This is a genomic window from Verrucomicrobiota bacterium (genome assembly GCA_016200005.1).
GTDB lineage: Bacteria > Verrucomicrobiota > Verrucomicrobiia > Limisphaerales > PALSA-1396 > PALSA-1396.
In genome coordinates this window covers 139,164-164,598 of sequence record JACQFP010000053.1, presented here as the reverse complement: position 1 = coordinate 164,598, position 25,435 = coordinate 139,164, and the positions used below count along the sequence as shown (strand labels likewise).

Sequence of the window (25,435 nt, the reverse complement as noted above, 5' to 3'; positions counted from 1 at the left end):
CCCGCTCCTCATGTTAGCCACCTCCAACACCTCGTCTCTCCCCTCCGCCTCGCTGATTGACCCGCAGGCGTTGATGAGCATTCGCAATCTCGAAATGCGCGCGCGCGTGGTCGTCGAGGGTTTTTGGAACGGCATTCATCGCAGCCCTTATCACGGTTTCTCCGTCGAATTCACCGAGTACCGCCAATACACGCCCGGCGATGATCCGCGCTATCTCGACTGGCGCGTCTTCGCCCGCAGCGACCGCTACTTCATCAAGAAGTTTGAAGACGAGACCAACCTCCGTTGCCATCTGCTCGTGGACAATAGCCGCTCCATGAGCTACGGTTCGCGCGGATATTCCAAGGCCCAATACGCCGCGACGCTCGCCGCGACGCTCGCCTACTTCCTTTACCTGCAAGGCGACGCGGTGGGTCTGCTGACATTCGACGAGCAAATTCGCGACTATCTGCCCGCTCGCCATCGCACCGGACATCTTCGTCACCTGATGCTCGCGTTGGAAAAACCCGCGGGCGGCAAAGACACGAATCTGGCGGCACCCCTCAAGCGCATCGCGGAGATTGTCCGCAAACGCGGCCTGATTGTGTTGCTCTCCGACTTTCTTGCGCCCATCGAACGACTGGAGGCGGACCTCATTGCGCTTACCGCCGGCGGGCACGAAGTGATTCTGTTCCAAGTCCTCGATCCGGCAGAACTGGCTTTTGAGTTCGGCCCATCCGCCATGTTTGAAGACATCGAATCCGGGCGCATCCTTTTCATCGATCCCACTGCAGCTCGCAAGGAATACCTGGGCAGGCTTGAAACTCATACCGCGACGTTGCGCGCGACCTGCCAGCGGCTCGGCATTGTGTTCCATCGTCTCCCAACGGATCGCGCGCTCGAACTCACATTGTTCGACTTTGTGCGGGAGCGAATGCAACGCCGCCGTCAGGTCCAGCATGTGGGTCGCTACGCAACCAGAAGGCATGTATGAGTTTCCTCGCGCCACTTTTTTTGCTCGGCGGTCTGGCGATTGCGCTGCCGGTGATATTTCATCTCATCCGGCGCACGACCAAGGACCGGACCATCTTCAGTTCGCTGATGTTCCTGCTCCCCTCGCCCCCGCGTCTCACACGCCGCAGCCGACTCGAACACATCCTTCTGCTCGCGTTGCGTTGCCTCGTGCTTTGTCTGCTGGCGGTTGGCTTTGCGCGCCCCTTCATAAAGAAAACTGTCAGCAATGATCAGCATGCGGGAGCACCGAAACGAATCGTGATTCTCGTCGATACTAGCGCCAGCATGCGCCGCGCGAATCTTTGGTCGGACGCGCGCGACAAAGTCGAATCGATCCTGCGGAAAACTTCGGCGGCGGATCAGGTGGCCATCTCCACTTTCGATCGTCAGGTGAATCCGCTGGTGACGTTCGACCAGTGGAACACGGCTCCAAGTGGCGAGCGCGTGTCGCTGGCAACGCAGCGGCTGAAGGCGACTTCGCCGGGTTGGTCAGCCACGCACCTTGGCAACGCGCTCGTCAGCGCCGCTGAACTCCTCGCGGACACTGACGGAAAAACGACGACCGGTCCGCGGCAGATAGTTCTCATCACGGACTTCCAGGAGGGTAGCCGTCTGGATCAACTGCAAGGTTATGAATGGCCGAAAGGAATCGAGGTGTCCGTCGAACCCGTCAAAGCACAGCACGTAAACAATGCTGCTCTGCAACTCGTCACTGACTCAGACGACGCCGATCCCAAAGCCAGTGCCAGTGTGCGGGTGCGTGTCAGCAACGCCGCCGATTCCAAGCGCGAGCAGTTCAAGGTGGGATGGGCGCCGGCGGACGCGCGCAGCTCCGTTGGCAAGCCCATTGAAGTGTACGTGCCGCCCGGCCAAAGCCGCATCGTCGCACTCCCCTCCGTGGAGGGGCCGGGTATGGGTTTGGTTGATCGGATTATTCTGCAGGGCGACGACGAGGATTTTGACAACACCGTTTTTGTGATCCCGCCGGAGATCGCGCGACCGGTCGTCGTTTATCTCGGCAGCGATTCGGAGAAGGACGCGCGGCAACCGCTTTATTTCCTCCAACGCGCATTTCAGGAAACACGACGACAGGCGGTTCAAGTGTTGGTCCGCCCGCCTGCGACGCCCCTCACAGAAGGCGAGGCGAATACCGCCGCACTCTTCGTCGCCACCGCTCCGCTGCCCGAACCGCAGGCGAAAGCGCTGCACGATCAGGTTGCTGCCGGGAAGAACGTGCTTTTGGTGCTTGCTCCCCTCCCGGGAGGGGCTGGGGGTGGGTTCGTCCAAGGTGCGGCAACGCTCGCCCGTCTGCTTGGCGTGGACAGCCTTGCCGTCGAAGAAGCGCGCCCCAGCAACTACGCCATGCTCGCGGAGATTGATTTTCGCCATCCGCTCTTCGCTCCATTTGCCGACCCGCGTTTCAGCGATTTCACAAAGATTCATTTCTGGAAATATCGCCGCCTTGACGCGACAACAATTCCCAACGCTCGCGTCGTGGCGAAGTTCGACAGCGGCGATCCGGCGGTCGTCGATGTTCCCGTAGGCAAAGGCCGCGTCATTGTGCTGACCTCGGGCTGGCAATCGGACGACAGCCAGCTTGCGCTTTCAACGAAGTTCGTTCCGTTGCTTTACTCCATACTGGACTTGAGCGGCGCGGCAACGCCTCCACCTGTGCAATATCACGTCGGCGATGTTGTCCCGCTGGCCAGTTCCCCTCCTGGGAGGGGTCAGGGGTGGGTTCTCCGCGCTCCCGACGGTTCGCAGTTGAATTTGTCTCCGGCTGAAACGAATTTCTCCCAAACGATGACGCCGGGAATCTACAGCGTGGATTCGCAACCATCCAAACGGTTTGTCGTAAATCTCGACGCCGCCGAAAGCCGCACTGCTCCTTTGCCGCTTGAGGAGTTGGAAAGGTTGGGCGCGCCGGTCGGACGACAAACCCAGACCGTCGCTCGCGAAGCGGCGCGCAAGGTCCAGCTTCAGACCGCCGAGTTGGAGGGCCGACAAAAGCTGTGGCGCTGGTTCATCGTCGCGACGCTGGTGGCGTTGTTGGTGGAAACTTGGCTCGCCGGACGCACCGCGCGCCGGCTGGTCACGCCTGTCGAAGCGACCTCGGGCAACGTCGCCGTCTGAAAGCCAGTTTATCGTAACGCCTTTAACAATCGTTTCGGATGCGCGGGATGCACGGGCAACAAGTCCGCTTCGTTGAACGCCAGCAGTAGCGCCTCCTCGTCAATGTCCAGCAAATGTTTGTCCGAAGTGACGAGCAGCGGAATCTGCACGAGTGAAGTTTGTGCCAGAATCTTTCCGTCGTTGCGTTCGGTTTCGGGGATGAGTCGCATGTCGAGCAGCCGTTCCGCGAAACGATGGGCAATGGCAAGCTTCAGGGCGGACAACATGAACGGCTGGCATTCCCAATCTGCGAGCTTTTCCAACGCCGTGTCGGCGAAATGACATTGCGGCGCGCGTCCGGACGCCGAGAGCGCTTCCAACTCCGCGAGCACCGTCGGTGGAACCGCCAGACTGTAACCCCGCTTGGTGAATTCCTCCCGGAAATCGTGGGCAAAGTCGTTTTCCTCGGCGAGGTCGAGCAGGAGGTTGGCGTCAAGCGCCAGTGACTTCTTTGGGCTTGCCGCCATAGACCTTGGCCATTCCGCGCCGGATGTATTCAGCCTCTTGTTCGGGTGTCAGTTTGCTGGCGAGCCGGCGCGCTTCGGCCGCCCAGCGCGTGCCGTTGGTTACGTCGGGATAATCGAGCCGCTTTCGCTTGGCCGCTTTTCGTCGCATGGTTAGTGTCCAGTAAGAGTTTTCGCTTGGGGCCGGCCGCCAAAGATCTTCACCATCGCCGCGTTGAAATGTGCCCGGCGTTCTTCCGGCGTGAGCCTGCTCGCCAGTTTCCGGGCTTTGGCCGCCAGACGGCTGTCTTCGGTTTGATCCGGATAATCAAGCTTCTTCCGTTTGCGGGCTGGCTCTTTCATGACGTTCGAAAATTATCTCACGCGCGCGGGCGATGCAAGCTAAAGAGCCGTCCTTTCTCCAAACCGGCGTTGATGCATTAATATCTGCTGGCATCTTTGCCCCACGCGGAGCAATTTAATGCGAGTTCAAAATGATTGATCGCCCATTCAAAATTCATACCGAGCCGATCAACCGCCAACGGTGGCAGTGGCAGTTCCTTCGCGAGATGACCCGTGGTTGGGCAACGGTGGCTCAAGGGGAAGGTGCCATATGATGCCGCCACTTATCAGAGCGCGCCTGCAAACGGTCGTTGACCGGAAGCGACGATTGCAATTCTGGTCCAGGCTCGCCGGTTGCTGGACGGTGGCGGCGTTTCTCGGCCTCGGTTTGCTGATTCTTCAACGGCAAATCGGCTGGGCATCGTCGCTCGTGCTGCCCGTCGTCGCCACGCTTGGCGTCGTCGCCGCAATTGTCCTCGCGTTGCGACATCGCCGGGCCGATCCGGATTGGCGTCGCGTCGCTGCGGAAATCGAAGCGCGCCATCCGAAACTGGACGGGCGACTTCTGACCGCCGTCCAGCAAGAGGCCAAAGGGGGCCGCGAACTCAATTATCTCCAGGACCGCCTCGTCCATGAAGTCGTCGCCCACCACGCGCGCGAGGACTGGGCGGAAATGATTCCGGACTCCCGCATCGGTGCCGCGCAATTGGCTCACCTCCTGGCGCTGGTTTTCTTCGGCGCCGTTTTGTTCGGGCTGCGCACGACTGGGGGACACAGTCTCCTCGCTCGGATTGCGGATTCAGCAATCACCGTAACGCCCGGCGACACCAGCATCGAGCGCGGCAACAGCCTCGTCGTCCTGGCTCGATTTGGCGGTGGGTTGCCGGTAACGGTCGATCTCGTTGTAGGTGACTCTTCGGAATCCAGCCGACGCATACCACTGGTCAAGAGCCTGGCCGATCCGATGTTCGGCGGCAGCGTGTCCGAGGTCACCAGCAATCTGGTTTATCGCATCGAATTCGCCGGCCAGCAGACGCGTGATTTCAAGGTGACCGTGTTCGACTATCCGCGCCTCGAGCGCTCCGACGCTGACCTGACTTATCCTGATTACACCGGCCTGTCACCGAAGCATATCAAGGACACCCGCCGACTCACGGCGGTGGAAGGCTCGCGTGTGGACCTGAATCTTCAACTTAACAAACCGGTCACCTCCGCCCACCTCATCGAGAAGAACAAAGAAACAAAATCTATCCCATTGATCGTCGAAACCAATCGCGCCGTGGCTGAACTGAAGCAGTTCCTGCTCGAAACGAACAAGACTTATGAACTGCAACTCGTGGATGCAGAAAACCGGACGAACAAAGTGCCCGCGCAGTTTGTTTTCGTCGCGCTAAAGAATCGCACCCCGGAACTCACGCTCACTTCGCCTCGTGGCGATGTGCGGCCCTCCCCGCTCGAAGAGATTTCGTTCGACGGTACGGTCTGGGACGACTTCGGTGTGCAGGCATACGGGCTGGCCTACGCGCTGGTCAATCAAGAGCCGCAGTTCATCGAGTTGGGTCAACCCGTCGCCGCGAAAGAAAAACATCCCTTCCAGTACGTGCTACGCATTGAAGACCTCGGCCTTCAGCCCGATCAGCTCATCTCCTGGTTTGTTTGGGCGGACGACATCGGACCCGATGGACAGGTGCGGCGCTCGACGGGCGATTTGTTTTTCGCCGAGGTGCGGCCCTTCGAGGAAATTTATCGGGAAGGCCAGCCGATGGATGGGCAATCCTCCGGCCAGCAGCCCAGCCAGACCGCCAAGCTCGCGGAGTTGCAGAAGCAAATCATCAACGCCACCTGGAGACTTCAGCGTGAGCACGGCAGTTCAACCCGGCCAGCCGAGACTCAACCTGCTGCTCCGCGGAAATCCGGGAAGGACAACTCGCCGACGAGCGATTCGCGCGGCCGGAACTCCGGGTCGCTATTTGTCGAAACTTCTCCCTCTCCCCCGCCGACGGGGGAGAGGGCCGGGGTTAGGGGGAGGCACGTTTCACCAACTCGCGCCGTGCCTAAAATCGCGCAAACCCAACCCCTCACCCTGACCCTCTCCCCTTCTGAAGGGGAGAGGGAATTCTCCCGACCCACCCCTGACCCCTCCCAGGAGAGGAACTCTCACAAGCTCGCGTCCAAAGATTCTCCCCTCCTTGGAGGGGTTGGGGGTGGGTTCGGGCCGCTCGTATTTGGCCAGCGCGCGGCAGAGTCAGATGTGCCGTCTCCTTTTCCAAAAGGTACGCGCTCCGTTCGCGAGAATACTCCTGGCCCAACCAAGACTTCGCAGTACGAAAGCGACGCGGTGGTTGTCCTCGATTCGCAAGCCCAGGCGCTGGAACAGGCGGAAGCCACCGCGGAACGCCAGCAAGATCCGCGCGCCGCAATTCTCTGGCGAAACGCGGTGGAAGAAATGAAGAAGGCGGTAAAGCGCTTAAACGAGGCCACCAATTCACCGGCCGCAATGGCCGATGCGTTGGTCGCTGAACAGGCCGCCTATGAGGCTTTGTTGAAACTGCAACAGCACGAATATCAGGTGATGCGTCAGGGCCGCAATCAACGCGGCGGGGGCGGTGGTCGCGACCAACAGATGCAACGTCAGCTTGAGCAGTTGGATCTGACCCAGTCGGAAAACCGTTACGAAACGCAAAGCAAGGCCCAATCTCCGCAAAGCGCCGAGCGTCGCGAGCAGTTGCAGGTCATGAACCGCCTCCAGGAACTCGCGCGACGCAAGCAGGACTTGAACGACCGTCTCAAGGAACTCCAGACCGCTTTGCAGGAAGCGCGCAGCGAAGAGGAGCGCGAGGAAATCAAACGCCGCTTGAAACGCCTGCAAGAGGAAGAACAGCAGATGCTCGCCGACGTGGACGAGGTGCGTCAGCGGATGGACCGGCCTGAAAACCAGTCGCGCATGGCCGAGGAGCGAAAACAAGTGGAGCAAACGCGCAACGACGTGCAGCGGGCTGCCGAGGCCGCGAGCCAAGGGTCCGCTTCACAAGCACTCGCGTCCGGCACACGCGCGCAGCGGCAGTTGCAGGAACTCCGCGACCAGATGCGCAAGGAGAATTCCAGCCAGTTCGCCGACGAGCTGCGCCAGATGCGCGCCGAAGCCCGCGAACTGGCGCGGCAACAGGAGGACATTCAAAAAAAGATGGACACGCTTGCTGACAGCGGTCGGAAGACGTTGGACGATTCCACGGAGCGCCAGCAAGCGCTCGATCAACTGGCGCAACAAAAGCAACGGCTAACGAATGTAGTCGAGAAAGCCACGCAGCTTTCGCAACAGACCGAAGAAGCCGAACCGCTCGTTTCGCACCAGCTTTATGACACTTTGCGAAAATTCAGCCAGGATGACGCGAACACTGTAAAGGAGTTTCAACAGGAACTGATCCAGCGTGGTTTGATAGGCAGTGAACTCTACGACCGCATCAAGCGAATGGCTGAAAAAGACGACACCAAATCGCTCGAACTGACGTCGGAGATGCTGCGCCGGGAATTTCTTCCGCAAGCCCGGCAGGCCGAGGGACGCGCCCGCTCCAGCATCAACGATCTCAAACGCGGCGTGGAGCGGGCGGCGGAAAGCGTGCTTGGCGACGACACCGAAGCGTTGCGTCTGGCGCAACAGGAACTTGATAAGCTGACCGATCAATTGCAGCGAGAAATCGCCCGGCCGGAGACCGACAATTCAGAGACGAACCAGGAACCGCGTCAAGTTGCAGCAGCGAGCGCCGGACAACCTGACAACAAGCCGGCCTCAGGCGACCATCAACCCTCACCAGCACAAAATCCGGGCCAGCAGCCGGGCCAATCATCACAAGCAAACGGACAAGGCCAGCAAACTTCAGATCCAGCCCAGGCTCGTGGAAACGCCTCGCAACAAAGTGCGCCCGGACAAGCATCCGTTCGGCAATCGGCATCTGCGCGCGGCGGTCAACGGAGTGGATCGCGGGACGGGAGAGTGAATTCTGCCACGACCGATGGTGACGGCAATTATCGACGCGGCGGCTCACGTTTTGACTGGGACCGTATTCTGGACGGGGACGCCACGCCGACGGGCGGACCGATCACAGGTGATAACTTCGGCCCCTGGTCGGATCGGCTGCGTGACGTGGAGGAAATGATCGACCTGCCCGATTTGCGCACTGACGTCGCCACCGCTCGCGAGCGCGTCCGTTTGATGAGGCAGGATTTCAAACGCGATCTCAAGAAGCCGGACTGGGTGGTCGTACGTTTGCAGGTGATCAAGCCGCTCGTCGAGGTGCGCGACCGCATCGCCGAGGAGCTGGCGCGGCGGCAGTCCACGGACTCGCTCGTGCCGATTGATCGTGATCCCGTGCCAAGCCGCTTCTCCGAACTGGTGCGCCGATACTACGAGGAGTTGGGGAAGGACAAGTAAAGTGAGAAGCGGGAAACATCCAAGCTCCAACCTCCAACGCCGAACATCGAACTGGCCGGCGTTCCGCGCCGTTGGGTGTTGGACGTTGGAGGTTGGAGGTTGCATGTTCTCCTTCGAATCGTGATGTTCCTCGCTACCCTGATATTCTCAGGTTGGAACTGGCTCTGGCCCGCTGCCGGAGCGATAGGCGTTGCGCTTGTGCTTTTGATCTGGAGCTACCGCGCCGCGCCCACGGGAATGATACGGTGGGTGTGCCTCGGCCTGAAGCTGCTCGGACTGGCAGCGCTCGCATTCTGTTTACTCGAACCGCTTTGGTCCGGACAACGGGCGCGACCCGGCGCCAACCTGTTTGCCATCGTCGCGGACAACAGTCAGGGGTTGCAGATCAAAGATCGGGGCGAGACGCTCAGTCGCGGTGAGTTGCTCCGCGAGCTGCTCAATCCCCAACGCGCGAATTGGCAGGGGACGATGGAGGACAATTTCGAATTGCGGCGCTATTTCTTCGATGCCCGGCTGCAAACCACCAAGGACTTCGGCGAACTGACGTTCGATGGTCGCGCGTCAGCCATCGGCGCGACATTACACACGCTGGCGGAACGTTACCGTAATCGTCCGCTCGCGGGTGTCTTGCTTCTGACTGACGGCAACGCCACTGATCTTCCAGGTGCGCCGGAGCTGACTGGATTGCCGCCGATTTACCCGGTCATCCTCGGCGGCCGTGAGTCGCCGCGTGACATTGCGGTGCAACAAACCCATGTCAGTCAAACGGACTTTGAGGACGCGCCAGTTTCCGTCCAAGCCGACGTGTCCGCCGCGGGTTACAGCGGCGAATCCATCGTGGCCCAGTTGCTCGACGCGTCTGGCAAAAACGTCGAAGAGAAAACACTCCGGGCGCGCAAGGACAACGAGACGCTTGCGTTTCGGTTTCAGTTCCGTCCGGAGAAGCCGGGTTTGTCCTTCTACCGGCTGCGCGCGGGAGCAAAGAATGAAATTGAAACGCCGGGCGCGCAGAACAAATCGAGCGAGGCCACGCTCGCGAACAACAGTCGCGTGCTGGTGGTTGATCGCGGGCGCGGGCCGTATCGCATTCTTTATGTGTCGGGCCGGCCCAATTGGGAATTCAAGTTTCTCAATCGCGCTGTGCAGGAGGATGAGCAGATCAACCTGGTCGGCTTGATTCGCGTCGCCAAGCGCGAACCGAAATTCAATTTCATGGGCCGCGCGGGCGAGACCAGCAATCCGCTCTATCGCGGTTTTGGCAACCAGTCGCCTGAACAGGTCGAACGCTACGATCAACCCGTGCTCGTCAGGCTCTACCCGAATGATGACGTCAAAGACCGTTGCGAGCCGGGTCTGAGCGGCGGTTTTCCGAGGACGGCCGACGCGCTCTACAATTATCATGCCGTGATCCTCGATGATGTCGAGGCGGAGTTCTTTACGCCCGATCAGGCGGCGTTGTTGCAAAAGTTCGTGTCCGAACGCGGCGGCGGTTTTCTTATGCTCGGCGGCATCGACACCTTTCAGCAAGGCAAGTATCTGCGCACGCCCATCGGCGACATGCTGCCGGTTTATCTTGACCGTGCGGAGGAAAACAAGCCTCCGGATGCGTTGCATCTGGACCTTACGCGTGAAGGCTGGCTGCAACCTTGGGCGCGGCTGCGCGACAACGAATCGGATGAGAAAGCGCGCCTGCAATCAATGACACCATTCCAAGTCCTGAATCAAGTTCGTGAAGTGAAGCCCGGCGCGAGCGTCATCGCCACGGTGTCTGATGCGGCCGGAAAGAGTTTTCCAGCGCTCGTGGTGCAACGGTTAGGTCGCGGTCGAACGGCCGCCCTCACAATCGGCGATGTCTGGCGGTGGGGCTTGCATGATGCCGCGGCGCACCACGACATGGACAAGTCCTGGCGACAGTTGATGCGCTGGCTGGTGACCGACGTGCCGAATCCAGTGGACCTCACGGTCGAGCCGCAACCGCAAGACGCGAGTGGCGCGATGCAGTTGCAGGTGCGCGTGCGCGACAAAACATTTCAACCACTCGACAACGCCGGTGTCAGCGTGGAAATCCAGCCGCTCCTGACGGAAACCTCATCCGGTGCGACGACCAATTCCATCCGCCTCCAGGCCGAACCGTCGGCAAACGAAGCCGGTCTTTACCAGATCACTTATGTTCCGCGCGCCACCGGCGGCTACAAGACGACGGCGTTCGTGACGAACTCGGTCGGGGCTGAGGTGGGTCGCGCCGAGGCCGGTTGGAGCACCGATCTTGCCGCCGAGGAATTCCGATCGCTCACTCCGAACGTGGCGTTGTTGGAGTCCATTGCGAAAAAGACCGGAGGCGAAATCGTCGCGGCAGCAAACCTCAGCACGTTCGCCCGCAACCTGCCGCACAAACAGGCACCGGTCATGGATTCCTGGAACTTCCCGCTTTGGCACACGCCCGCGATGTTTGCGTTTGCGCTCGCCTGCTTCGTCGGCGAATGGGGACTGCGTCGTTGGAAAGGAATGCCGTGAGGAGGGAAGAGAAAACATCCAACATCCAACATCCAACATCCAACGTCGAAAGCTGTGCGCGCGTGGCTTGTTGGGTATCGCAAGTTCTGGTCTTGGCCATTTTTCTCCTCACCGTTCCGACGGCGCGCGGAGAAACACCGATGAGTCGGCCCACTGTCATCCTGGTTGTCGGCGCGCCGGGTGAGCCGGAGTTTGGGAGTAATTTTGTACGGCAGGCAAGTCTCTGGGAAAAAGCGTGTCAACAAGCAGACTGTCGGCAGATCGCCTTGGGGCTCGACGACGGCGGCCAGACTAACGACTTTGATCGGTTGAAGCAAACTCTTGAACTCGAACCGAAGGACGGGCCGGGTGAGTTGTGGCTGGTGTTGCTTGGCCACGGAACATTCGATGGCAAGGAGGCCCGATTCAATCTTCGTGGCCCCGATGTGTCCGCCACGGAACTGGCGCACTGGCTTCAGCCATTTCGACGGCCGTTGGCGGTGATCAACACGGCTTCGTCCAGCGCGCCCTTCCTTACCAAACTATCCGCCACCAACCGCGTCGTCATCACGGCAACCCGCAGTGGCAACGAACAAAACTTTGCGCGCTTCGGACAATATCTTTCCGAGGCGATCGCCAATCCCCAAGCCGACCTAGACAAAGATGGCCAGGTTTCGCTTCTGGAAGCGTTTTTGATGGCGTCGCGTCAGGCGAGTGAATTTTATAAGGTCGAGGGTCGCCTCGCGACTGAACACGCCTTACTCGACGACAGCGGCGACGGCTTGGGGACACCCGCCGATTGGTTTCGTGGCCTGCGAGCGATCAAGAAACCGAAAGAAGGGGCGCTGGTGGACGGCCTGCTGGCTCAGCAATTCCATTTAATCCGCAGTCAAGAGGAACAAAAGCTGACGTTGGAACAACGCGCACGCCGCGATGCATTGGAACGAGCTATCAACATTCATCGCGAGAAGAAAAGTCAGTTGGCGGAGGACGATTACTACCGCGAACTCGAAAAGCTGTTGCTCGAACTGGGGCGTTTTTACGAATCGAACTCAGGCTCGATCTCAGCACCAACTGGCACGAAATAGACGGCGCATGATTGCGCTCTGGTCGCCCTCAACATTAAGCGCGCTCAGGGCCCAACCCACCTGATCCGATAGTAACGTCCCTTCGAGCCGGGTGGTCCAGCGGTGAGTTCGTAATTGTCCACAAACGTCTCGGTGCTCTCAACGCCCGCGGGCACATTAGTCTCGGTCACAGTCAGCGCCTGGGTGAACACCGTCCCCGATGCAACAAGGCTGTTCGCGTATTCCACGGCGTAGGTCTTTCCGCCGACGGAACTCCACGTGATTTGCGGATAGCCAGTGCCGGGCTGGACAGCGGCTTGCACTTTGAAGGTGGAGTTGGGATTAGTTGGGTCCAGCCCGAGCCAGTAACATTGGAGGTTGTTGTAGACATTGGCGGCGGTCGCTTGTGGCAACGCGTTGGTGATGCTTCCGTAGTATCGGCTTTCCCACCAGTCGGGCAGACCGTCGCCTTCGCTGTCTCGCGCGGCATTCCAGTAATCGATGACAACGCCCGCGACCGACAATTTCTGACTAGCCTGGCTGATGGCGCCCGTCGCCGGGCACTGCACCAAAACGACTGCGACGTCCGGCTGAATCGTGAAGTTGGCATTCCCCGTAACATTGGTGGCCACGAAAGCGCCGGTGACGGCATCAAACAAATGATTCGTGTTCGCTCCGACGTTGATGGTGACTTGTTGCGCGATAGCGTGAGGGTTGTAGAAAAGATAAGTTGGATAGGCGGGCGGCGGAAAGGCTTCCGAGGTTACGCAATCAATTTGGAGGATGCCCGGCACGTTCGACGTTCTGAACAACGCCGCCATGAATCCGCTCCCCCACGTGCCATAGGGATTCAAATCTTGAATCGGCGCGGCGGCGTCGCCCGTCGCGTAAGGCGTCGTGGTGCCGAGGTGACGGACGCCTTCGTAAGAGATGCTTTGCACGCCGGTTTGCTCCACCCACGCGGCGCTGGACTGCATATTAGTTGGAAGCGTGCTCGGATAAAAAAGGTTTGCGTTGGCGGCGACATGCAACAACCAGCGGCCCAGCAACCGGGCAAATTGCGGCTCATAACGGACCACGGGCGCGATGATGCCGGCGGCGGTATAGGAGTTCATCGAAAAGGCGTAGCCGCTGGAGTCGGTCGTGCTGCCCATCAGACCGTAGGCGTCATAGTTTCCCCAGCGTGAGTTCTCGCAGCCCCAACCGGGCCGGGCATCGGAGCCGGGAGCAAAAATCCAGTTCAGATGTTTGCTCGTCGAATAGCTCCGACCCAACTCCGCGTTCATGCGGGCGGCCAGTGGCGGGCCGAAAAAGCCCAGCGTTTCGTAAAACGGATTAGTCGTGCGGCTGTTCATCTGCGTCAGGCAGGTGTCGGCAGCGGCGAGATACTTGGCGTCGTGGAATTGCACGTAAGCCATGTATTCGAGCCACGCGATGCCGATGGCCATGTCCGGTTCGATCCAGGCTTTATTGACCGGCGTCATCGTTTGAAAGCTGAAGCCGGCATGTTCCCAGTTATTGCTCAACACCGGCAGCGCGGTGAGCCAACTGTCCGCGATGGCAGCCATCTTTGTTTGAAACGAAGCCCGCCCCGGATAGCGCGAGCCGATTTGATAAAGCAGCGTGCTCGGGAAAATGTCGTACCAGGCGGAGCCAGAGCCCTGGGAGTTGATGTTGTTCAAAAGCAGGCCGTGGCCATTGACGACGCAATAGAAAACCTCGCACTGTTGCACGCGGTCCTGGCCGTTGAGCGAAGCCAGGTTGAGGCCCGCGAGGGTGCCGCCCAGCACGCCGCCGAGCGTTGTGAGCGCCTCCCCGCTGTCCCGCGGGTTGCCGACGTAACTCGGCAGACCAAAGGCCGGCCCGGAGAAACCCGCTGCGGTGTTCGCGGTGTATTCATAGAGCAGCGGCAGATATTGGCCCGTGACGGATGGGTTGAAAGCAAGCTGATGATAATCAAGCGCGGTTTGCTTCCAATCGCGAATGACGAGTGGATCCGGCAAGAACGGGAAGTTTTCGAGGTAAGGCACCAACGAATTAACGTTCGTCGCCGGGGCCAAGGAGATGTCGTCCAGCCAAGCCTGGCCGGTGACATCCGCGCCGCCGCCCGAAGTGAAGTGGAGTTCCAGCTTCGCTGCGCCTGCCGGAGCGGTGAACGACTGCGTGAATTCCTCCCAGAAATCGTGGGCGCTGGAGAACAGATAGCTCACTCCGGGTAATGACGCATCGGCAGCACTATAGAAGTTTACGCTCAAGCGCATCGGTCCGACATTGGTGATGGTGTAGCGCAGGTTGTAGCGTAGTTGATAGTTCGTGCCAGCGGTGATGTTGAGCCGGTCGGAATACCACTCGCCATAGGCAGTGGCGTTGGTGTCGTTGAGCTGAAAGGAATGTGTAGGGCTGAGCGACAGCGCAGTGGTCCACACGTCGATCGCCTGGCTGTCCCCGCCTTTGTGCCAGAAATCCGGCACTCCGTCGTTATTGGTGTCGGTTTCGAGAGTCGGGTTCGGCCAGAAGTTGCCGGGCAGGAGTCCCGCCTGGAGGAGTGGGGGCGCCCAGACCAGCGATAGTATCGCTGTCAAAAGATAAAAGAACCGCCGGGGCACATGAAACGACCGGGCCATGGTTAAATCATAAATCACATTTAAATCATAACACACATTCGAGTTCACAGTACGTGGCTCACGGTAGTGCTCTAATTTCGCAGGCGGATCGCCTCGGAGCAACCCACGTTTAATCGCACAAAGTTTCGCCGTTATCGAGTTGAACCAAAATCCAAGCGGCGGCAAGCTCTGCGGCAATGTCCTCCGACCTGACATTCATCACGAACGAGACAAGCGCTCGCGCCGCGCGAAGCCTCCTTTCCTCGTGGTTAATCGCTGAACATCAAATTTGATGTTGCTCATTTATGGAGTTCACCGTAGAGTTCTACGTCAATGCCAGCGGACGCTCGCCCGTGCAGGAGTTTCTTGATGAACTCAAGCAAAGCGACCCCGGCGACCACGCGGCGGTGCTGCGAGGTCTGGCGAAGCTGCGGAATCGCCAGTACCACCGCGAACCGCTGTCCAAGGCGCTGGGGGACGGCCTGTTTGAGTTGCGCCATGTCGGCAAGTTGAACACGCGCGTCATGTGGTTCTTTGTAAAAGACCGGCGCATCATTGCCGTTCACGGCATCCGCAACAAAGGCCAGGCCATCCCGGCCCGCGACCTCGACACGGCACAGGCGCGGATGCGGGACTGGCAGGAAAGATTTGAAACATGAAAAAAACCAACTTCGACCTTTATCTGGAAGAACAACTCAAAGACCCCGTCTTCGCCGAGCGGTTTGAAAGAGCGGGTGAGGCATGGGACGTGGCCATGCAGCTTGCCGCGCTGCGCGAAAAGGCCGGCCTCTCCCAAAAGGACCTCGCCCGGAAACTCAAGACCTCCCAGCAAAACATCAGCCGCCTCGAATCGCCTTCTTACGAAGGCCACTCCTTGACCATGTTGCGCCGCGTGGCGGAAATCCTCGGCGCGACCATCCGCGTCACCATCGCACCCAAGGAGGAATCCGCACCCATGACCCTGTCGGAAGCAAAAGTCGCTTACAAAATCCGCAGGAAATCATGAATCCGAACCGGCGGGTGAAATCTTCTGGCAGTCCGTGGTGCGTGGTCATCGTACCGAACGCGAAGTGAAAAGTTTCGCGGTTATCGGGTTGAATCAAAGTGCAACCGCAGGCAAGCTCTGCATCAATGTCCTCCGACCTGACCTTCATCACGAACGAACCGGGTAGAATTTCGCGTGACCGGCTCGGGATATAGCGCCAACGTGCCGAAGCAAAACAAATTTCACGACCATCCTGAACTTCTGGGAATGCCAGAAGTCAGAAAGCTTTGGCAAACTGAAGGGCTTTTCTCCGATCACTACCTCAAAGCACGCCTCAAAAATAATGACTGGTGGCCCAACGACGCCGAAGCACAACCGACTTTCCAGTTCTGCAAAGAGCTATATGAAAAGCGCGCCTTTGCATTGCGCAAGTATGACAACGAAATGGGAGTCCGTCAGGAATTCATCGACAAGATTCTGGAGCGACTTGGCTTCGCCTGGTCGGACAACTTGCGACTACCGGAAACTAAGCAGGATTTAGAGCCTGACTACATTCTGTACCCCAATGGCGAGACCAAGGAAAGCGTGCTCAACAAAAGCGTTGCCGAGCGGTATCGCGCTGGTGTGGGCATTTTGGAAGCGAAGAAGTTTGGACACCCGCTTTCCCAAATCAGCAAGCATCAGCAGCGCTACCCCCATCAGCAAATTCGGGATTACCTACAGGAATCGGATTCCATTGTTTGGGGAATTCTGACGAACGGCGAGGTCTGGCGACTTTACTGCCGCGACTCCAAGGCCAGCCACTATTTCGCGCTGAACTTTGAAGTCGCCCTCAAATCCCTCGAAGACTTCAAAATTTTCCTGGTACTGTTCAGTTCCGCCGCGTTCACGCGCGATGCCCAAGGCAAATGCCGCCTCGACCAGGTCCGCGAAAGCGCTTTGGCCACGCAGGCCGAATTGGAAGCCGACCTTCGTGAGCGAATCTTCACCATCGTCGAGATTCTCGCCAATGGATTTGCCGAACGCCCGGAAAACAAAATCAACGACGCGGACTTGCCGCGCCTTTATGAAAATTGTCTCATCTTTCTGTACCGATTGCTTTTTATTCTCTACGCCGAAGGCCGTTTGTTGCTGCCGGTTGAACCCAAATCGCGCAAATATTACAAGCAACTGTCGCTCGCCCGCCTCCTCGTGCCACTGAAAAGCTTCACCGAGTACGACAGCCAGACTCAAACGCGCTTTTACCGCGACATCCATGCGCTCTGTCTGGTCATCAACGGGACAGACAAGAAGGCGAATGATGAATTCGGAGTTCCGCGCTACAACGGCGGGCTTTTCGACCCCGACCACTGCCCGCTGCTGAAGGAGTGGGCCGTGGCCGACGCGGTGCTGGCGGACGTGTTGCGGCAACTCATGTTTACCCCGGAAAAGCGCGGACAAAAGTTTGTCCCCTTCGAGTCGGTGGACTACGCCGACCTCAGTGTCCAACAACTCGGTTCGATTTACGAAGGACTGCTCGAACACCACTTCGTGCGCGAGGGCGGCAAGCTCGTGCTTAAAACCGATAAAGCGGAACGCAAAGCCACCGGCACATATTACACGCCTGACTACGTCGTCAAATACATCGTCGAGCAAACGATCACGCCACTGTTGCAGGAAATCGAGCAACGAAAGATGGTTAAAGCCGCCCGTGCCGCCGGCAAACAGGACAACTCATTCGCGGGCGAAGTCCTCAAGCTGAACATCTGCGATCCAGCAATGGGTTCGGGCCATTTCCTCGTCGAGGCAACCACGTTTTTGGCTGACCAAATCGTTTATCACCCGACCACGAGATTTCAGGCGGAGTTCGTCAAGGGCGAGTCTCAGGAAGAAACCGAGATCGCTTATTGGCGGCGGCGCGTCGTTGAAGCCTGCATCTATGGCGTGGACCTGAATCCGCTGGCCGTGGAGCTTGCCAAACTTTCGCTCTGGCTCACCACCATCTCCAGCGACCAGCCACTCAACTTTCTCGACCATCACTTGCGGCGCGGAAATTCGCTCATCGGCGCGCGCCTCGATCAGCTCGGCAGTCTGCCGCAGAAAAAGAGCAAAGGCGGCGCGCAACAAATCCATTTTACGTTCGGCCCTGACTTCAAGCAGGCCGTGGCCGAAACCATCTGCCAGATTCACGAAATCGAAAGACAAGTCAGCCTCGATATGGCGACGGTGAAGGCAAAGGAAAAGCGCTGGGAAACTGAAATCCTGCCCCGGCTCGCGCCGTACAAGAGGGTGGCAGACCTCTGGACAAACATCTTCTTCGATGGGCCGCTAAGTGAGGAAGAGTATTTGGCTGCGGCAAAAGAAATCCTCGTGGTGGCGCAAGAAAGCGCGGCCCGATTGCAGGAAGCAGCGGCGCGCTACGGGATCAAAGAGCTCGACAAACCTTACTTCCACTGGGAACTCGAATTTCCTGAAGTCTTTTTCAACGACGATGGTTCGCACAGAGACAGTCCAGGCTTTGATGCTGTGATCGGAAATCCCCCATACGTGAGAATTCAAGGCTTCCCACGTCTGGAAATTGACTTCCTCGCAGAGAACTTTGAGTCAGCCACAGGCAATGTTGATCTATATGTGAGTTTCATCGAGCGCGGCTTGAAAATGCTCAAACGGGGAGGACTCCTCGGCGAGATTGTACCGAACAAGTTTTTCAAGACGGATTATGGAGAGGGTTTGCGGCGATTGATAACACGCGAGGGCATGTTGACACAGATCGTTGACTTCGGCGCAAGCCAGGTGTTTCCCGCCACGACTTATACTTGTTTGCTTTTCCTCACACGCGGAATTCAAGAAGCGTTCGACTATGCTGAAGCGCGAGCGGACTCGCACTCACTGCGATCCCCGAAGTTCACGCGCATCGCCGGCAAATCGCTAGACCAAAGCTCATGGACGTTTTCCACCGATGCTGCGGCGGATCTTCTCAAGAAGATTCAGCGCGATTCCATCCGCTTGCTCGATCTCCCGGCAGAGATGAGCCGAGGGAGCAGCAGCGGGGACGATGATGTGTTCATGAATGAGAACGAAGACATTGAGGAAGGCATCTGTCGCGTCCCGGTGTTCGCTTCGGACTTCGGCCGATACTCTTTTGCTCCGGCCGGACGCTGGAAAATTATTTTCCCATATTGGCTCGACGGAGGTTCGTACCGACTTTACTCGGAGGATGAGCTGAAAGCCCGTTTCCCGAAAGCGTTCGCCCATTTGCAGAACGCGCGACAGAGGCTTGAAAAGCGTAAGCAGTTCGCGCAATGGTTTGGCTACAGCGCGCCACGAAATCTTGAACTTCACGACCGTGCTCAAATCTACATCCCGCTCTTGGCAGATCGCGGATTGTTCGCTCACGTTCCAATCAGCCTCCGGAACGAATTCTGCCCGATGGCCAGCGGAGGCTTCACGATTAGTTTGGCCGAATCCGCGACGGTTAATTCAGGCTACGTGCTAGCGCTCATAAACTCGAAGTTGCTTTTTTGGAAGCTTGCTCAAATGAGCAATCTCTTTCGCGGAGGCTGGATCACATGCACCAAACAATATCTTGGCGAGCTTCCCATCCGCCGAATTGAATTCACGACGCCAGAGAAGTCGCGTGCATCGCTCGTCGCCAAATCCAAGCAACTTCACCAACGCAGCGCGTCGGATGGAAACCCGGACAGTGTGCTGGCCTTCGTGACGGAGCAACTTGCCGCCAGACCCGAACGCGCGGATATCGTCCACGACCTGCTCGCCTTCCTGGCCGAACAGATGATAACCTTGAACCGGGAGAAACGTGCCACCGCCAAACAATTCCTGACCGACCTCAAAGATTTCCACGGCGTTGACGCCCACGCCTTGAAACCCAAAACCAAGCTCGACAAGTTTTGGGAGCTTGATGCCGCCGAAGCCTTCGCCCATTTTCGCGCCAACAAGTTCCGCCTCAAAGATTCGGACGAAGAAAGACTCCGCACCCGTTTCCAGACAGCCAAAGACAAAGTCGTGCCACTGGAATCGCAAATCACCTTCACCGACGAGTTGATTGACCAGATCGTCTATCGCCTTTACGGCCTGACGGCGGAAGAAAAAGCCCTCGTGCAAGCCGCCAAATGAAAACGCTGCAAGATTGTTTCGGCCATCAAGTCCGGCTCACGGATGAGCGGCTGGCGCACATTCTTGAGCATCCCGAAATGAAGGAGATGGGCGCGGAGATTGAGCGGGTGTTGATTCAACCCCAATTGGTGCGGCGTTCGCGTTCGGATGAAGCGGTGCGGTTGTTTTACGAATTTTACGCGCAGACGATTGTGGGTGGCAAATGGCTGTGCGTTGTGGTCAAGTATGCGGAGAACGATGCGTTTGTGGTCACGGCCTACCTGACCGACAAACCGAAAGCCGGAGAAGATTTATGGCCGATAAAATAAAAGTCTGGTTTGACGCGGAAGCCGATTATCTCGAAGTGAGATTTTCGGACGCTGCCGGTTACGAAAAGGAAACCAAGCACGACGCCGTCATGGAGCGGGTGGATGCCAAAGGCCACGTCATCGGCTTCAGCGTCATGGGCGTGAGCAAGTTCAAAAAGGACAAGCCGTTGGAGGCAGACTTAGCTCCCGCCTGAGCGCATCCGCAGCAAAGCAACAGGACGCCGGTGCGGAACGAGACGGCAACACCGCCGAAAGTGGTGACGGTTTATCGCACGAGCAAGATCAACAAATACTGGAAGGCAACGACATGAAAGTGACCTACGATCCCGAAGTGGACGTGCTGCGGATTCTATTCCGCGACGTTCCGGTTGAAGAGAGCGACGAGGACAAACCCGGCGTGATTCTTGATTACGACAAAGACGGCAACGTGGTGGGGATGGAAGTGCTCAACGCCTCGCAGCGCGTCGAAAACCCGCGTGGCGTGGATTACGCCGTCACCGCCTGACGCGCGGTTGGAGCGGGAATGGAGAGTTTCGGAATCGAACCGATCACTCCGGCGCAAATGCTGTTGAAATTACGAGCGACAAAATGAAAACCATTGAAGCCCAAATTCCCGAACCGGTGCTCAAACAGGCGCAAGAACTGGCGGCGCGCGAGAATGTTCCTCTGGCGCAGATCATCAGTCTGGCAGTCGCCCAAGCCGTCGGCGTGTGGAGCAACGAGAGCTACATGGCCGTGCGGGCCAAGCGCGCCAGCCGGGAAAAGTTTCTCGACGCCTTGCAGGAAGTCCCGGACGTTGAGCCGCCGGACTACGACCGGTTGCCGGGAGGCTATAAATCGGGCGAGTGATGCGCCAGGCAGCGGCGATCCCGATGCGGACACGAGCGTGTTGGAGCAGAAGATAGACGAGTTGGTGTATGCGCTCTACGGCCTGACCCCCGCCGAATGCGATCTGGTGAAGGAAAGCACCAGGAAATAAAAGCGGTTTCCGTTTCCGAAGGCCGCTGCGACTTTGCTTCTGTTGTTCCCGGATTTTTATGCCGCCGGGATTGGGATCGGTGTTCCCGCTGGCGCGACATTTCCCGCTTGCCCGGTGTCGGCGCAGCCTTTCAAGATCCGTTTGGCCACGAACACCGAGAGAAGCTGCAGCACGGCGACGATGAGCAATGCGAAACGCAAGGCAAACGTGTTTGACACTTGAGTTGCCAGCAGGATGAACAACCCGCATCCGGTGAACCGCCCGATGTAGAATCCGAACTCCTGAACAAAGATGTAGGCGTACTGATTGCGTTTCTCGAGCGCGGAGACGGTGTCTATTACCAACAGTTGAATCGTGAAATAAGCGATGTCGGCCAGGGGACGTCCCAGGACCAGAAGCACCATGAACAGCAGCACGCCGAGTTTGTTGAAGAGGATTCCATTCGCCAGCGCGCCCAAGGCGAACAACGACAGGCCGACGGCGAAGAGGTAAATGCGGTGTTTCGGTTTGGTGGTCCGCCCGAGGATGTAGAGCAGGATGGCCGACAGGACACTGCCGACCGAAAGGATCGTGCCCAGCGAGCCTTCTTTGCCAACATGCGTCATGATCAGCATGGCCGGCGCCGTGACAATGTAGCCCTGAGCCAACCCTTTGAGGATAGCGAGCAGTTGCATCCGGTTCCAAATCCAGTGATAACGGAAATACAGGAACTGGCTCCGGGGAGGATTCTTGAATTGACCTTGATGGACAATGACCGAAGCCGCGATGGTTATGACGAACACGACCGCCGTGACCACCTGATACGCGCGGGAGACCTGGCCGGTAACTTCGCCGCCATACCAGCCAATAAATGCTCCCACCGCGAACGGCACCACAATGCCAATGTTGGTGGCGAAGAAAGTTTCCAGGCCGTAATAATAGTTTCGGTTGCCGTCGCTCGTACTGGACAGGGCCAAATAATCACGGTTGGCCCAATAAAGCCCGAAGGACATGCCCATCAGCAATCCTGCCACACCCAATCCCATCAGGCTCAACTCGGTCAAGGACATCATGACCACCATCGAAAGCCCGCTGAGCAACATGCCGACGGAGTAAAGGCGCTTGACGCTCACCAGTTGCAGCAGCCAGCCGTTGACCAGAAACGTGAAGGGGATTCCCGTGTAAACCGCTAACTGGTAGATGACGACCATTTTCACGTCGTCGGATTTCCGCATGACGTAGGCGCCGATGAACATCTCGATCACCGGCATCACCAACCCATAGACCAGATTGGTGATCAGGAGAATCCGCATGTCGCGCGGATACGAGAGGAAGTGCCGATACTCGTGCAAACACTTTTTCATAACGCGGCTGAACGGAGGGTTTGCAGAATCTCCTGGATGGAGAGTCGCGCGCCACAGATGACGCTGTCGGAAGCGCCGTAGTAAAGAGTCACCGTGTCGCCGTCCACCAGATGGCCGTTGGTGAAGACGACATTGCCGAAGAAACCGGTGCGTTCGTAGTCCGCAATCGGTTCCATGATTGGCTGACGCGAGCGGGCGAGGACTTTCCACGGAGATTCAAGATCGAGCAGCAGCGCTCCGAGGCAGTAGTGGTTTTCGCCATTGGCGCCGTGGTAAATTTCCAGCCAGCCTTCCGGTGTGCGGATGGGGGCGGCCCCAGCCCCAACACGGGCGCTGTCCCACAGGCCCGGCCGACTGTGCGCCAGACAATGGTGCCGGCCCCAATGCACGAGGTCAGGCGATTCAGCGAGCCAGATGTAATTTCCGCCGAGGGCCGGACTGCTGGGTCGGTGCAAGGCGTAGTATTTGCCACCGATTTGCTCGCCGAAAATCGCGCAGTCCTTGTTGTGGGGTGGGAGAATCATGCCGTGTTGGAAAATATTGCGCCAGTCGGTTGTGCTGCGCAAGCCCACGCCCACGCCGTGCTCCGACACTTCCGTGAAGGTAAGATAGTAGGTCTCACCGATCTGCACCACCCGGCAATCCTCTATGCCGTAGGCTTCCAATTCGCCCTGGCCGAACATCGATGGATAAGACGCGTCTTCGGCAAAGTTAATTCCGTCGGCACTGGCGACCAGCCGCAAATGCGACATCGTCGTCAAGTAATCCCTGCCGTCATAGCCGATGACCCTGGGGTCGGCGCGATTGAGCTTCGGATCGGAGTTGTCGAATTCCAGGATCTGCAACTCTCCCTTGGCGCCCAGGATGGGGAACGACGTCTTGCCCGGCTTCTGCTCGGGGCGCTCGGCCACGCGCAAGAGGAGCCAGGTCTTGTGGTTGAACCGGAAGACGCCGGGATTCAGCAGACATTCGACTTTCATTCCCTCAATGCTCGGGCGGATGTCAGCCGGCCTCAGGATCGGGTTTTCAGCAAAGCGTTTCGCGATGTCAGGCATAATCCGAATTCTTGGTAGTGTCCTAATTTGACGGCAGGATTGCGGCGAAGCAACGCTCAAATCAACTCCGTCTGCTTCTCCGGTTTGGCTTCGCGCTGGGCTTTGGCAAAGGGATTCATCTGCGGTGGCGCGTCCACGCGTTCTTTGCCGTTCAGCAAGCCCTCAATCGTGAGCAGTTGGATTTTTGGATAATCCTTGTCGTGCCAGAACTTCGATTCGTAACGGCCTGCGTCCACGGCTTCGTCGCGCATCGGCTTGGATGGCTTTTCCAGCGTGAGGAGAATTCCCCCCCCGCCGCTTTCTTATTGTTCACGTCGCCAAGTCCCTCCAAGGCGCGGGATCGCCACATCGTTGCGCTGCACGCCGCCGACCGGCAGCTCGCCGCGCGTGGACATCAAACTTGTTGAGCGAATCAAAGTCAGCAATCTTAAGACGGACGAGAAGCGCGAGCATCACTCGCCGGACGAAGTGTGAAGCGGGTTTGGTTTTCCGCATCACGGGTCTGGTTGCGCGCCGGGAACACGGCTCACAGCAACCCTTTTTCGCCCAAGATGTCGAGCCATCCCGCGCGAGTCAGTGGGCACTGGGCTAGCATACGGGCATCATGCGGGCCAACATGTAAATCGCGAGGGATATGGTCATGACCTTTGTCCTTCTGCGACCCTCTGCGGATACCGAAATTGGCTATCATTTTACCCTCGTGGTAAACATAGGCCATGTCGTGGGCTTTGCCCCCCGTCTCAATTTCGGCTTCCAGTTTTTTGGCAATCTTGAGTGCCGATTCCTTGGTTATGATTCGCGCCATGCTAAGGCTGCTTTCTCACCAGGCTTTTCAAGACACTTAACTGGCGGGCTGGTCCAGAACCGAGTTTCCCTTGGGGTTCTCTCTGTAGGCGCTCAAAAAGCGTGAGCATAATGTCCTTCAGGTTTGAGACGGATTCTTCTGCCGTGTCGCCCGATGCGTTGATGTTTGCATCGAACAGCGTGGCTATAAACTCATCGTCTACCGGCTCGACAACAACGTGGAATGGCTTGGTCGCCTCGTAAGGCTCTGGGGCGAATGTCTCGATGGGCGCAATTATTGAACGCGATGAGCCGACTTGGTCGAGTCGCTTCCGCAAGGCTTCGACGTCGCGCTCCAGGGCTTCAATCCGCGCAGCGAGAAACGTCTGCGCAAACTTGGCGAGCAATATGGGCATTATCCTCTGCCAGTTCGGAGCAACGTACTGCCTTGGCTTTCGATGTACAACCAAGACCTGCTCGCATTCCGGCGGACGCCAACCCTGAGCTTCGGCCTCGTGCGCTTCGGGGAGGAAAGCCTCAATTCTGTTCTTTATCGTAGGCATGAGATTCTTTTCCGAGCACAAAAGTATCAAACGTTGACTCTATCCACTTCAGCAAGTCGACGAGGTAATCCTCGTGAATCAATTGCGACTTATCTGCCCAAACGGCAACCCGAACGCGCTTCCCGTTCTGGATTAGCGACCATTCCATTTTTCGGATCGGCGCACCCTCGACTGACACCGTGCCACCTGTCATTTTGAGGCCCACTTTCCCAGATGTCTTCTGAACTGAAAGCGAGCGAATGACACCGTCTGCCGGCAAGGATTCAACGGGCGCTACAAACATACCCCGCACGCCTACGTTGACTTTCATCCCAATAACTTGGTTCAGAATTGCATCGATATCCGACCTTTTGTGAGTGGCCTTTGGCACTTTGCCGCCAAAGAACGCGGGGGTGGCTATGTCGATATGAAGATGATTTCCTTTCTTTCCTCCACTGAAGATGCGTATGGAGGCTCTTTCATCAGCCGCTTTGTATGATGCACTGAGAGTTTTCTTCTTTACCAAACGCTCGATGCTGAAATCCGCGGCGTCCACAATTTCGCCGCAAGCCGTTAGCATCTGGCAGCGCGATTTTCTAAAGCTTGGTAGTTTCAATGGCATGTTCTTGACCGACGAGTTCAGTCTGTGCGTTAACTTATTGTTCCTGTCGGCGGCGTGCAAGACAATTGATTCCTGCATTTTGTTCCCCCAGCAATCTCATTTTGTTCCCGCCCCAACAGGGGGAAACGGAAACAGCTAGCTCTCGCGCAAAAGCAGACGGACT

At 58.0% G+C, this 25,435-nt stretch carries 22 protein-coding genes; 12 read left to right on the top strand and 10 right to left on the bottom strand.

The features are described from left to right. The first annotated feature begins 73 nt into the window (after positions 1-73). Complete coding sequence (locus HY298_19335; protein ID MBI3852415.1) at positions 74-973, top strand: DUF58 domain-containing protein; 900 nt, start codon at positions 74-76, stop codon at positions 971-973. Next, complete coding sequence (locus HY298_19330) at positions 970-3,126, top strand: BatA domain-containing protein (GenBank protein MBI3852414.1); 2,157 nt, start codon at positions 970-972, stop codon at positions 3,124-3,126. The genes HY298_19335 and HY298_19330 overlap by 4 nt, the downstream gene beginning before the upstream one ends. Positions 3,127-3,134: 8 nt before the next feature. Here HY298_19330 and HY298_19325 read toward each other — a convergent pair whose 3' ends face one another. From HY298_19325 to HY298_19315, 3 genes are read right to left on the bottom strand one after another with little or no spacing between them, the layout of a single operon-like run. Continuing rightward, a complete protein-coding gene (locus HY298_19325; protein ID MBI3852413.1) occupies positions 3,135-3,632 on the bottom strand; it encodes a hypothetical protein in 498 nt (165 codons plus the stop codon). Beyond that, on the bottom strand, positions 3,598-3,780 hold the full coding sequence (locus HY298_19320; protein MBI3852412.1) for a hypothetical protein: 183 nt from the start codon (positions 3,778-3,780) through the stop codon (positions 3,598-3,600). Before HY298_19320 ends, HY298_19325 begins: the two co-directional genes overlap by 35 nt. A 2-nt stretch (positions 3,781-3,782) precedes the next feature. Continuing rightward, a complete protein-coding gene (locus HY298_19315) occupies positions 3,783-3,971 on the bottom strand; it encodes a hypothetical protein (GenBank protein MBI3852411.1) in 189 nt (62 codons plus the stop codon). Positions 3,972-4,221: 250 nt separating this feature from the next. Between HY298_19315 and HY298_19310 the strand changes: the two genes are divergently transcribed. The 3 genes from HY298_19310 to HY298_19300 all read left to right on the top strand — a co-directional run bounded on the left by HY298_19310 (position 4,222) and on the right by HY298_19300 (position 11,960). Then, positions 4,222-8,379 carry a hypothetical protein gene (locus tag HY298_19310; GenBank protein ID MBI3852410.1) on the top strand — a complete coding sequence of 1,386 codons (4,158 nt, stop codon included), beginning with the start codon at positions 4,222-4,224 and terminating at the stop codon, positions 8,377-8,379. Between the two features lie 123 nt (positions 8,380-8,502). Continuing rightward, positions 8,503-10,893 (top strand): hypothetical protein, encoded by a 2,391-nt coding sequence (locus HY298_19305; GenBank protein ID MBI3852409.1) that lies wholly within the window; start codon positions 8,503-8,505, stop codon positions 10,891-10,893. Between the two features lie 140 nt (positions 10,894-11,033). Next, positions 11,034-11,960, top strand: coding sequence for a hypothetical protein (locus HY298_19300; GenBank protein MBI3852408.1), 927 nt, complete (start codon positions 11,034-11,036; stop codon positions 11,958-11,960). A 44-nt stretch (positions 11,961-12,004) separates the two neighbouring features. Here HY298_19300 and HY298_19295 read toward each other — a convergent pair whose 3' ends face one another. Further along, the gene (locus HY298_19295; GenBank protein MBI3852407.1) at positions 12,005-14,563 is read right to left on the bottom strand and encodes a hypothetical protein; all 2,559 of its coding nucleotides are present in this window, start codon (positions 14,561-14,563) and stop codon (positions 12,005-12,007) included. 284 nt (positions 14,564-14,847) lie between these two features. Between HY298_19295 and HY298_19290 the strand changes: the two genes are divergently transcribed. The 7 genes from HY298_19290 to HY298_19260 all read left to right on the top strand — a co-directional run bounded on the left by HY298_19290 (position 14,848) and on the right by HY298_19260 (position 20,797). Then, entirely contained in the window at positions 14,848-15,201 is a 354-nt protein-coding gene (locus tag HY298_19290) for a type II toxin-antitoxin system RelE/ParE family toxin (GenBank protein ID MBI3852406.1), read from the top strand. Further along, entirely contained in the window at positions 15,198-15,548 is a 351-nt protein-coding gene (locus HY298_19285; GenBank protein ID MBI3852405.1) for a helix-turn-helix domain-containing protein, read from the top strand. The genes HY298_19290 and HY298_19285 overlap by 4 nt, the downstream gene beginning before the upstream one ends. A gap of 246 nt (positions 15,549-15,794) precedes the next feature. Then, entirely contained in the window at positions 15,795-19,640 is a 3,846-nt protein-coding gene (locus HY298_19280) for an N-6 DNA methylase (GenBank protein ID MBI3852404.1), read from the top strand. Positions 19,641-19,726: 86 nt separating this feature from the next. After that, positions 19,727-19,948: a DUF4258 domain-containing protein gene (locus HY298_19275; GenBank protein ID MBI3852403.1), complete on the top strand. Its 222-nt coding sequence runs from the start codon at positions 19,727-19,729 to the stop codon at positions 19,946-19,948. Next, a complete protein-coding gene (locus HY298_19270) occupies positions 19,933-20,142 on the top strand; it encodes a DUF2283 domain-containing protein (protein MBI3852402.1) in 210 nt (69 codons plus the stop codon). The genes HY298_19275 and HY298_19270 overlap by 16 nt, the downstream gene beginning before the upstream one ends. A gap of 113 nt (positions 20,143-20,255) precedes the next feature. Then, complete coding sequence (locus tag HY298_19265; protein ID MBI3852401.1) at positions 20,256-20,453, top strand: DUF2283 domain-containing protein; 198 nt, start codon at positions 20,256-20,258, stop codon at positions 20,451-20,453. Between the two features lie 83 nt (positions 20,454-20,536). Continuing rightward, positions 20,537-20,797 carry a toxin-antitoxin system HicB family antitoxin gene (locus HY298_19260; GenBank protein ID MBI3852400.1) on the top strand — a complete coding sequence of 87 codons (261 nt, stop codon included), beginning with the start codon at positions 20,537-20,539 and terminating at the stop codon, positions 20,795-20,797. A 186-nt stretch (positions 20,798-20,983) separates the two neighbouring features. On the opposite strand, the gene HY298_19255 is transcribed toward HY298_19260, so the two are convergent. The 6 genes from HY298_19255 to HY298_19230 form a co-directional block, all read right to left on the bottom strand. Continuing rightward, positions 20,984-22,270: an MFS transporter gene (locus HY298_19255; GenBank protein ID MBI3852399.1), complete on the bottom strand. Its 1,287-nt coding sequence runs from the start codon at positions 22,268-22,270 to the stop codon at positions 20,984-20,986. Then, positions 22,267-23,325 carry a glycoside hydrolase family 130 protein gene (locus tag HY298_19250; GenBank protein MBI3852398.1) on the bottom strand — a complete coding sequence of 353 codons (1,059 nt, stop codon included), beginning with the start codon at positions 23,323-23,325 and terminating at the stop codon, positions 22,267-22,269. Before HY298_19250 ends, HY298_19255 begins: the two co-directional genes overlap by 4 nt. A gap of 56 nt (positions 23,326-23,381) precedes the next feature. Beyond that, entirely contained in the window at positions 23,382-23,576 is a 195-nt protein-coding gene (locus tag HY298_19245; protein MBI3852397.1) for a hypothetical protein, read from the bottom strand. Between the two features lie 275 nt (positions 23,577-23,851). Continuing rightward, on the bottom strand, positions 23,852-24,130 hold the full coding sequence (locus HY298_19240; protein ID MBI3852396.1) for a hypothetical protein: 279 nt from the start codon (positions 24,128-24,130) through the stop codon (positions 23,852-23,854). A 1-nt stretch (position 24,131) separates the two neighbouring features. Next, entirely contained in the window at positions 24,132-24,671 is a 540-nt protein-coding gene (locus HY298_19235; protein MBI3852395.1) for a hypothetical protein, read from the bottom strand. Beyond that, positions 24,646-25,272: a hypothetical protein gene (locus tag HY298_19230; GenBank protein ID MBI3852394.1), complete on the bottom strand. Its 627-nt coding sequence runs from the start codon at positions 25,270-25,272 to the stop codon at positions 24,646-24,648. Before HY298_19230 ends, HY298_19235 begins: the two co-directional genes overlap by 26 nt. Positions 25,273-25,435 lie beyond the last annotated feature (163 nt).

Coding starts and splice junctions, on each gene's coding strand:
- HY298_19335 (MBI3852415.1), top strand. CDS start 74: ATGAGCATTCGCAATCTCGAAATGCGCGCGCGCGTGGTCGTCGAGGGT.
- HY298_19330 (MBI3852414.1), top strand. CDS start 970: ATGAGTTTCCTCGCGCCACTTTTTTTGCTCGGCGGTCTGGCGATTGCG.
- HY298_19325 (MBI3852413.1), bottom strand. CDS start 3,632: ATGGCGGCAAGCCCAAAGAAGTCACTGGCGCTTGACGCCAACCTCCTG.
- HY298_19320 (MBI3852412.1), bottom strand. CDS start 3,780: ATGCGACGAAAAGCGGCCAAGCGAAAGCGGCTCGATTATCCCGACGTA.
- HY298_19315 (MBI3852411.1), bottom strand. CDS start 3,971: ATGAAAGAGCCAGCCCGCAAACGGAAGAAGCTTGATTATCCGGATCAA.
- HY298_19310 (MBI3852410.1), top strand. CDS start 4,222: ATGATGCCGCCACTTATCAGAGCGCGCCTGCAAACGGTCGTTGACCGG.
- HY298_19305 (MBI3852409.1), top strand. CDS start 8,503: ATGTTCCTCGCTACCCTGATATTCTCAGGTTGGAACTGGCTCTGGCCC.
- HY298_19300 (MBI3852408.1), top strand. CDS start 11,034: ATGAGTCGGCCCACTGTCATCCTGGTTGTCGGCGCGCCGGGTGAGCCG.
- HY298_19295 (MBI3852407.1), bottom strand. CDS start 14,563: ATGGCCCGGTCGTTTCATGTGCCCCGGCGGTTCTTTTATCTTTTGACA.
- HY298_19290 (MBI3852406.1), top strand. CDS start 14,848: ATGGAGTTCACCGTAGAGTTCTACGTCAATGCCAGCGGACGCTCGCCC.
- HY298_19285 (MBI3852405.1), top strand. CDS start 15,198: ATGAAAAAAACCAACTTCGACCTTTATCTGGAAGAACAACTCAAAGAC.
- HY298_19280 (MBI3852404.1), top strand. CDS start 15,795: ATGCCAGAAGTCAGAAAGCTTTGGCAAACTGAAGGGCTTTTCTCCGAT.
- HY298_19275 (MBI3852403.1), top strand. CDS start 19,727: ATGGGCGCGGAGATTGAGCGGGTGTTGATTCAACCCCAATTGGTGCGG.
- HY298_19270 (MBI3852402.1), top strand. CDS start 19,933: ATGGCCGATAAAATAAAAGTCTGGTTTGACGCGGAAGCCGATTATCTC.
- HY298_19265 (MBI3852401.1), top strand. CDS start 20,256: ATGAAAGTGACCTACGATCCCGAAGTGGACGTGCTGCGGATTCTATTC.
- HY298_19260 (MBI3852400.1), top strand. CDS start 20,537: ATGAAAACCATTGAAGCCCAAATTCCCGAACCGGTGCTCAAACAGGCG.
- HY298_19255 (MBI3852399.1), bottom strand. CDS start 22,270: ATGAAAAAGTGTTTGCACGAGTATCGGCACTTCCTCTCGTATCCGCGC.
- HY298_19250 (MBI3852398.1), bottom strand. CDS start 23,325: ATGCCTGACATCGCGAAACGCTTTGCTGAAAACCCGATCCTGAGGCCG.
- HY298_19245 (MBI3852397.1), bottom strand. CDS start 23,576: ATGCGCGACGAAGCCGTGGACGCAGGCCGTTACGAATCGAAGTTCTGG.
- HY298_19240 (MBI3852396.1), bottom strand. CDS start 24,130: ATGGCGCGAATCATAACCAAGGAATCGGCACTCAAGATTGCCAAAAAA.
- HY298_19235 (MBI3852395.1), bottom strand. CDS start 24,671: ATGCCTACGATAAAGAACAGAATTGAGGCTTTCCTCCCCGAAGCGCAC.
- HY298_19230 (MBI3852394.1), bottom strand. CDS start 25,272: ATGCCATTGAAACTACCAAGCTTTAGAAAATCGCGCTGCCAGATGCTA.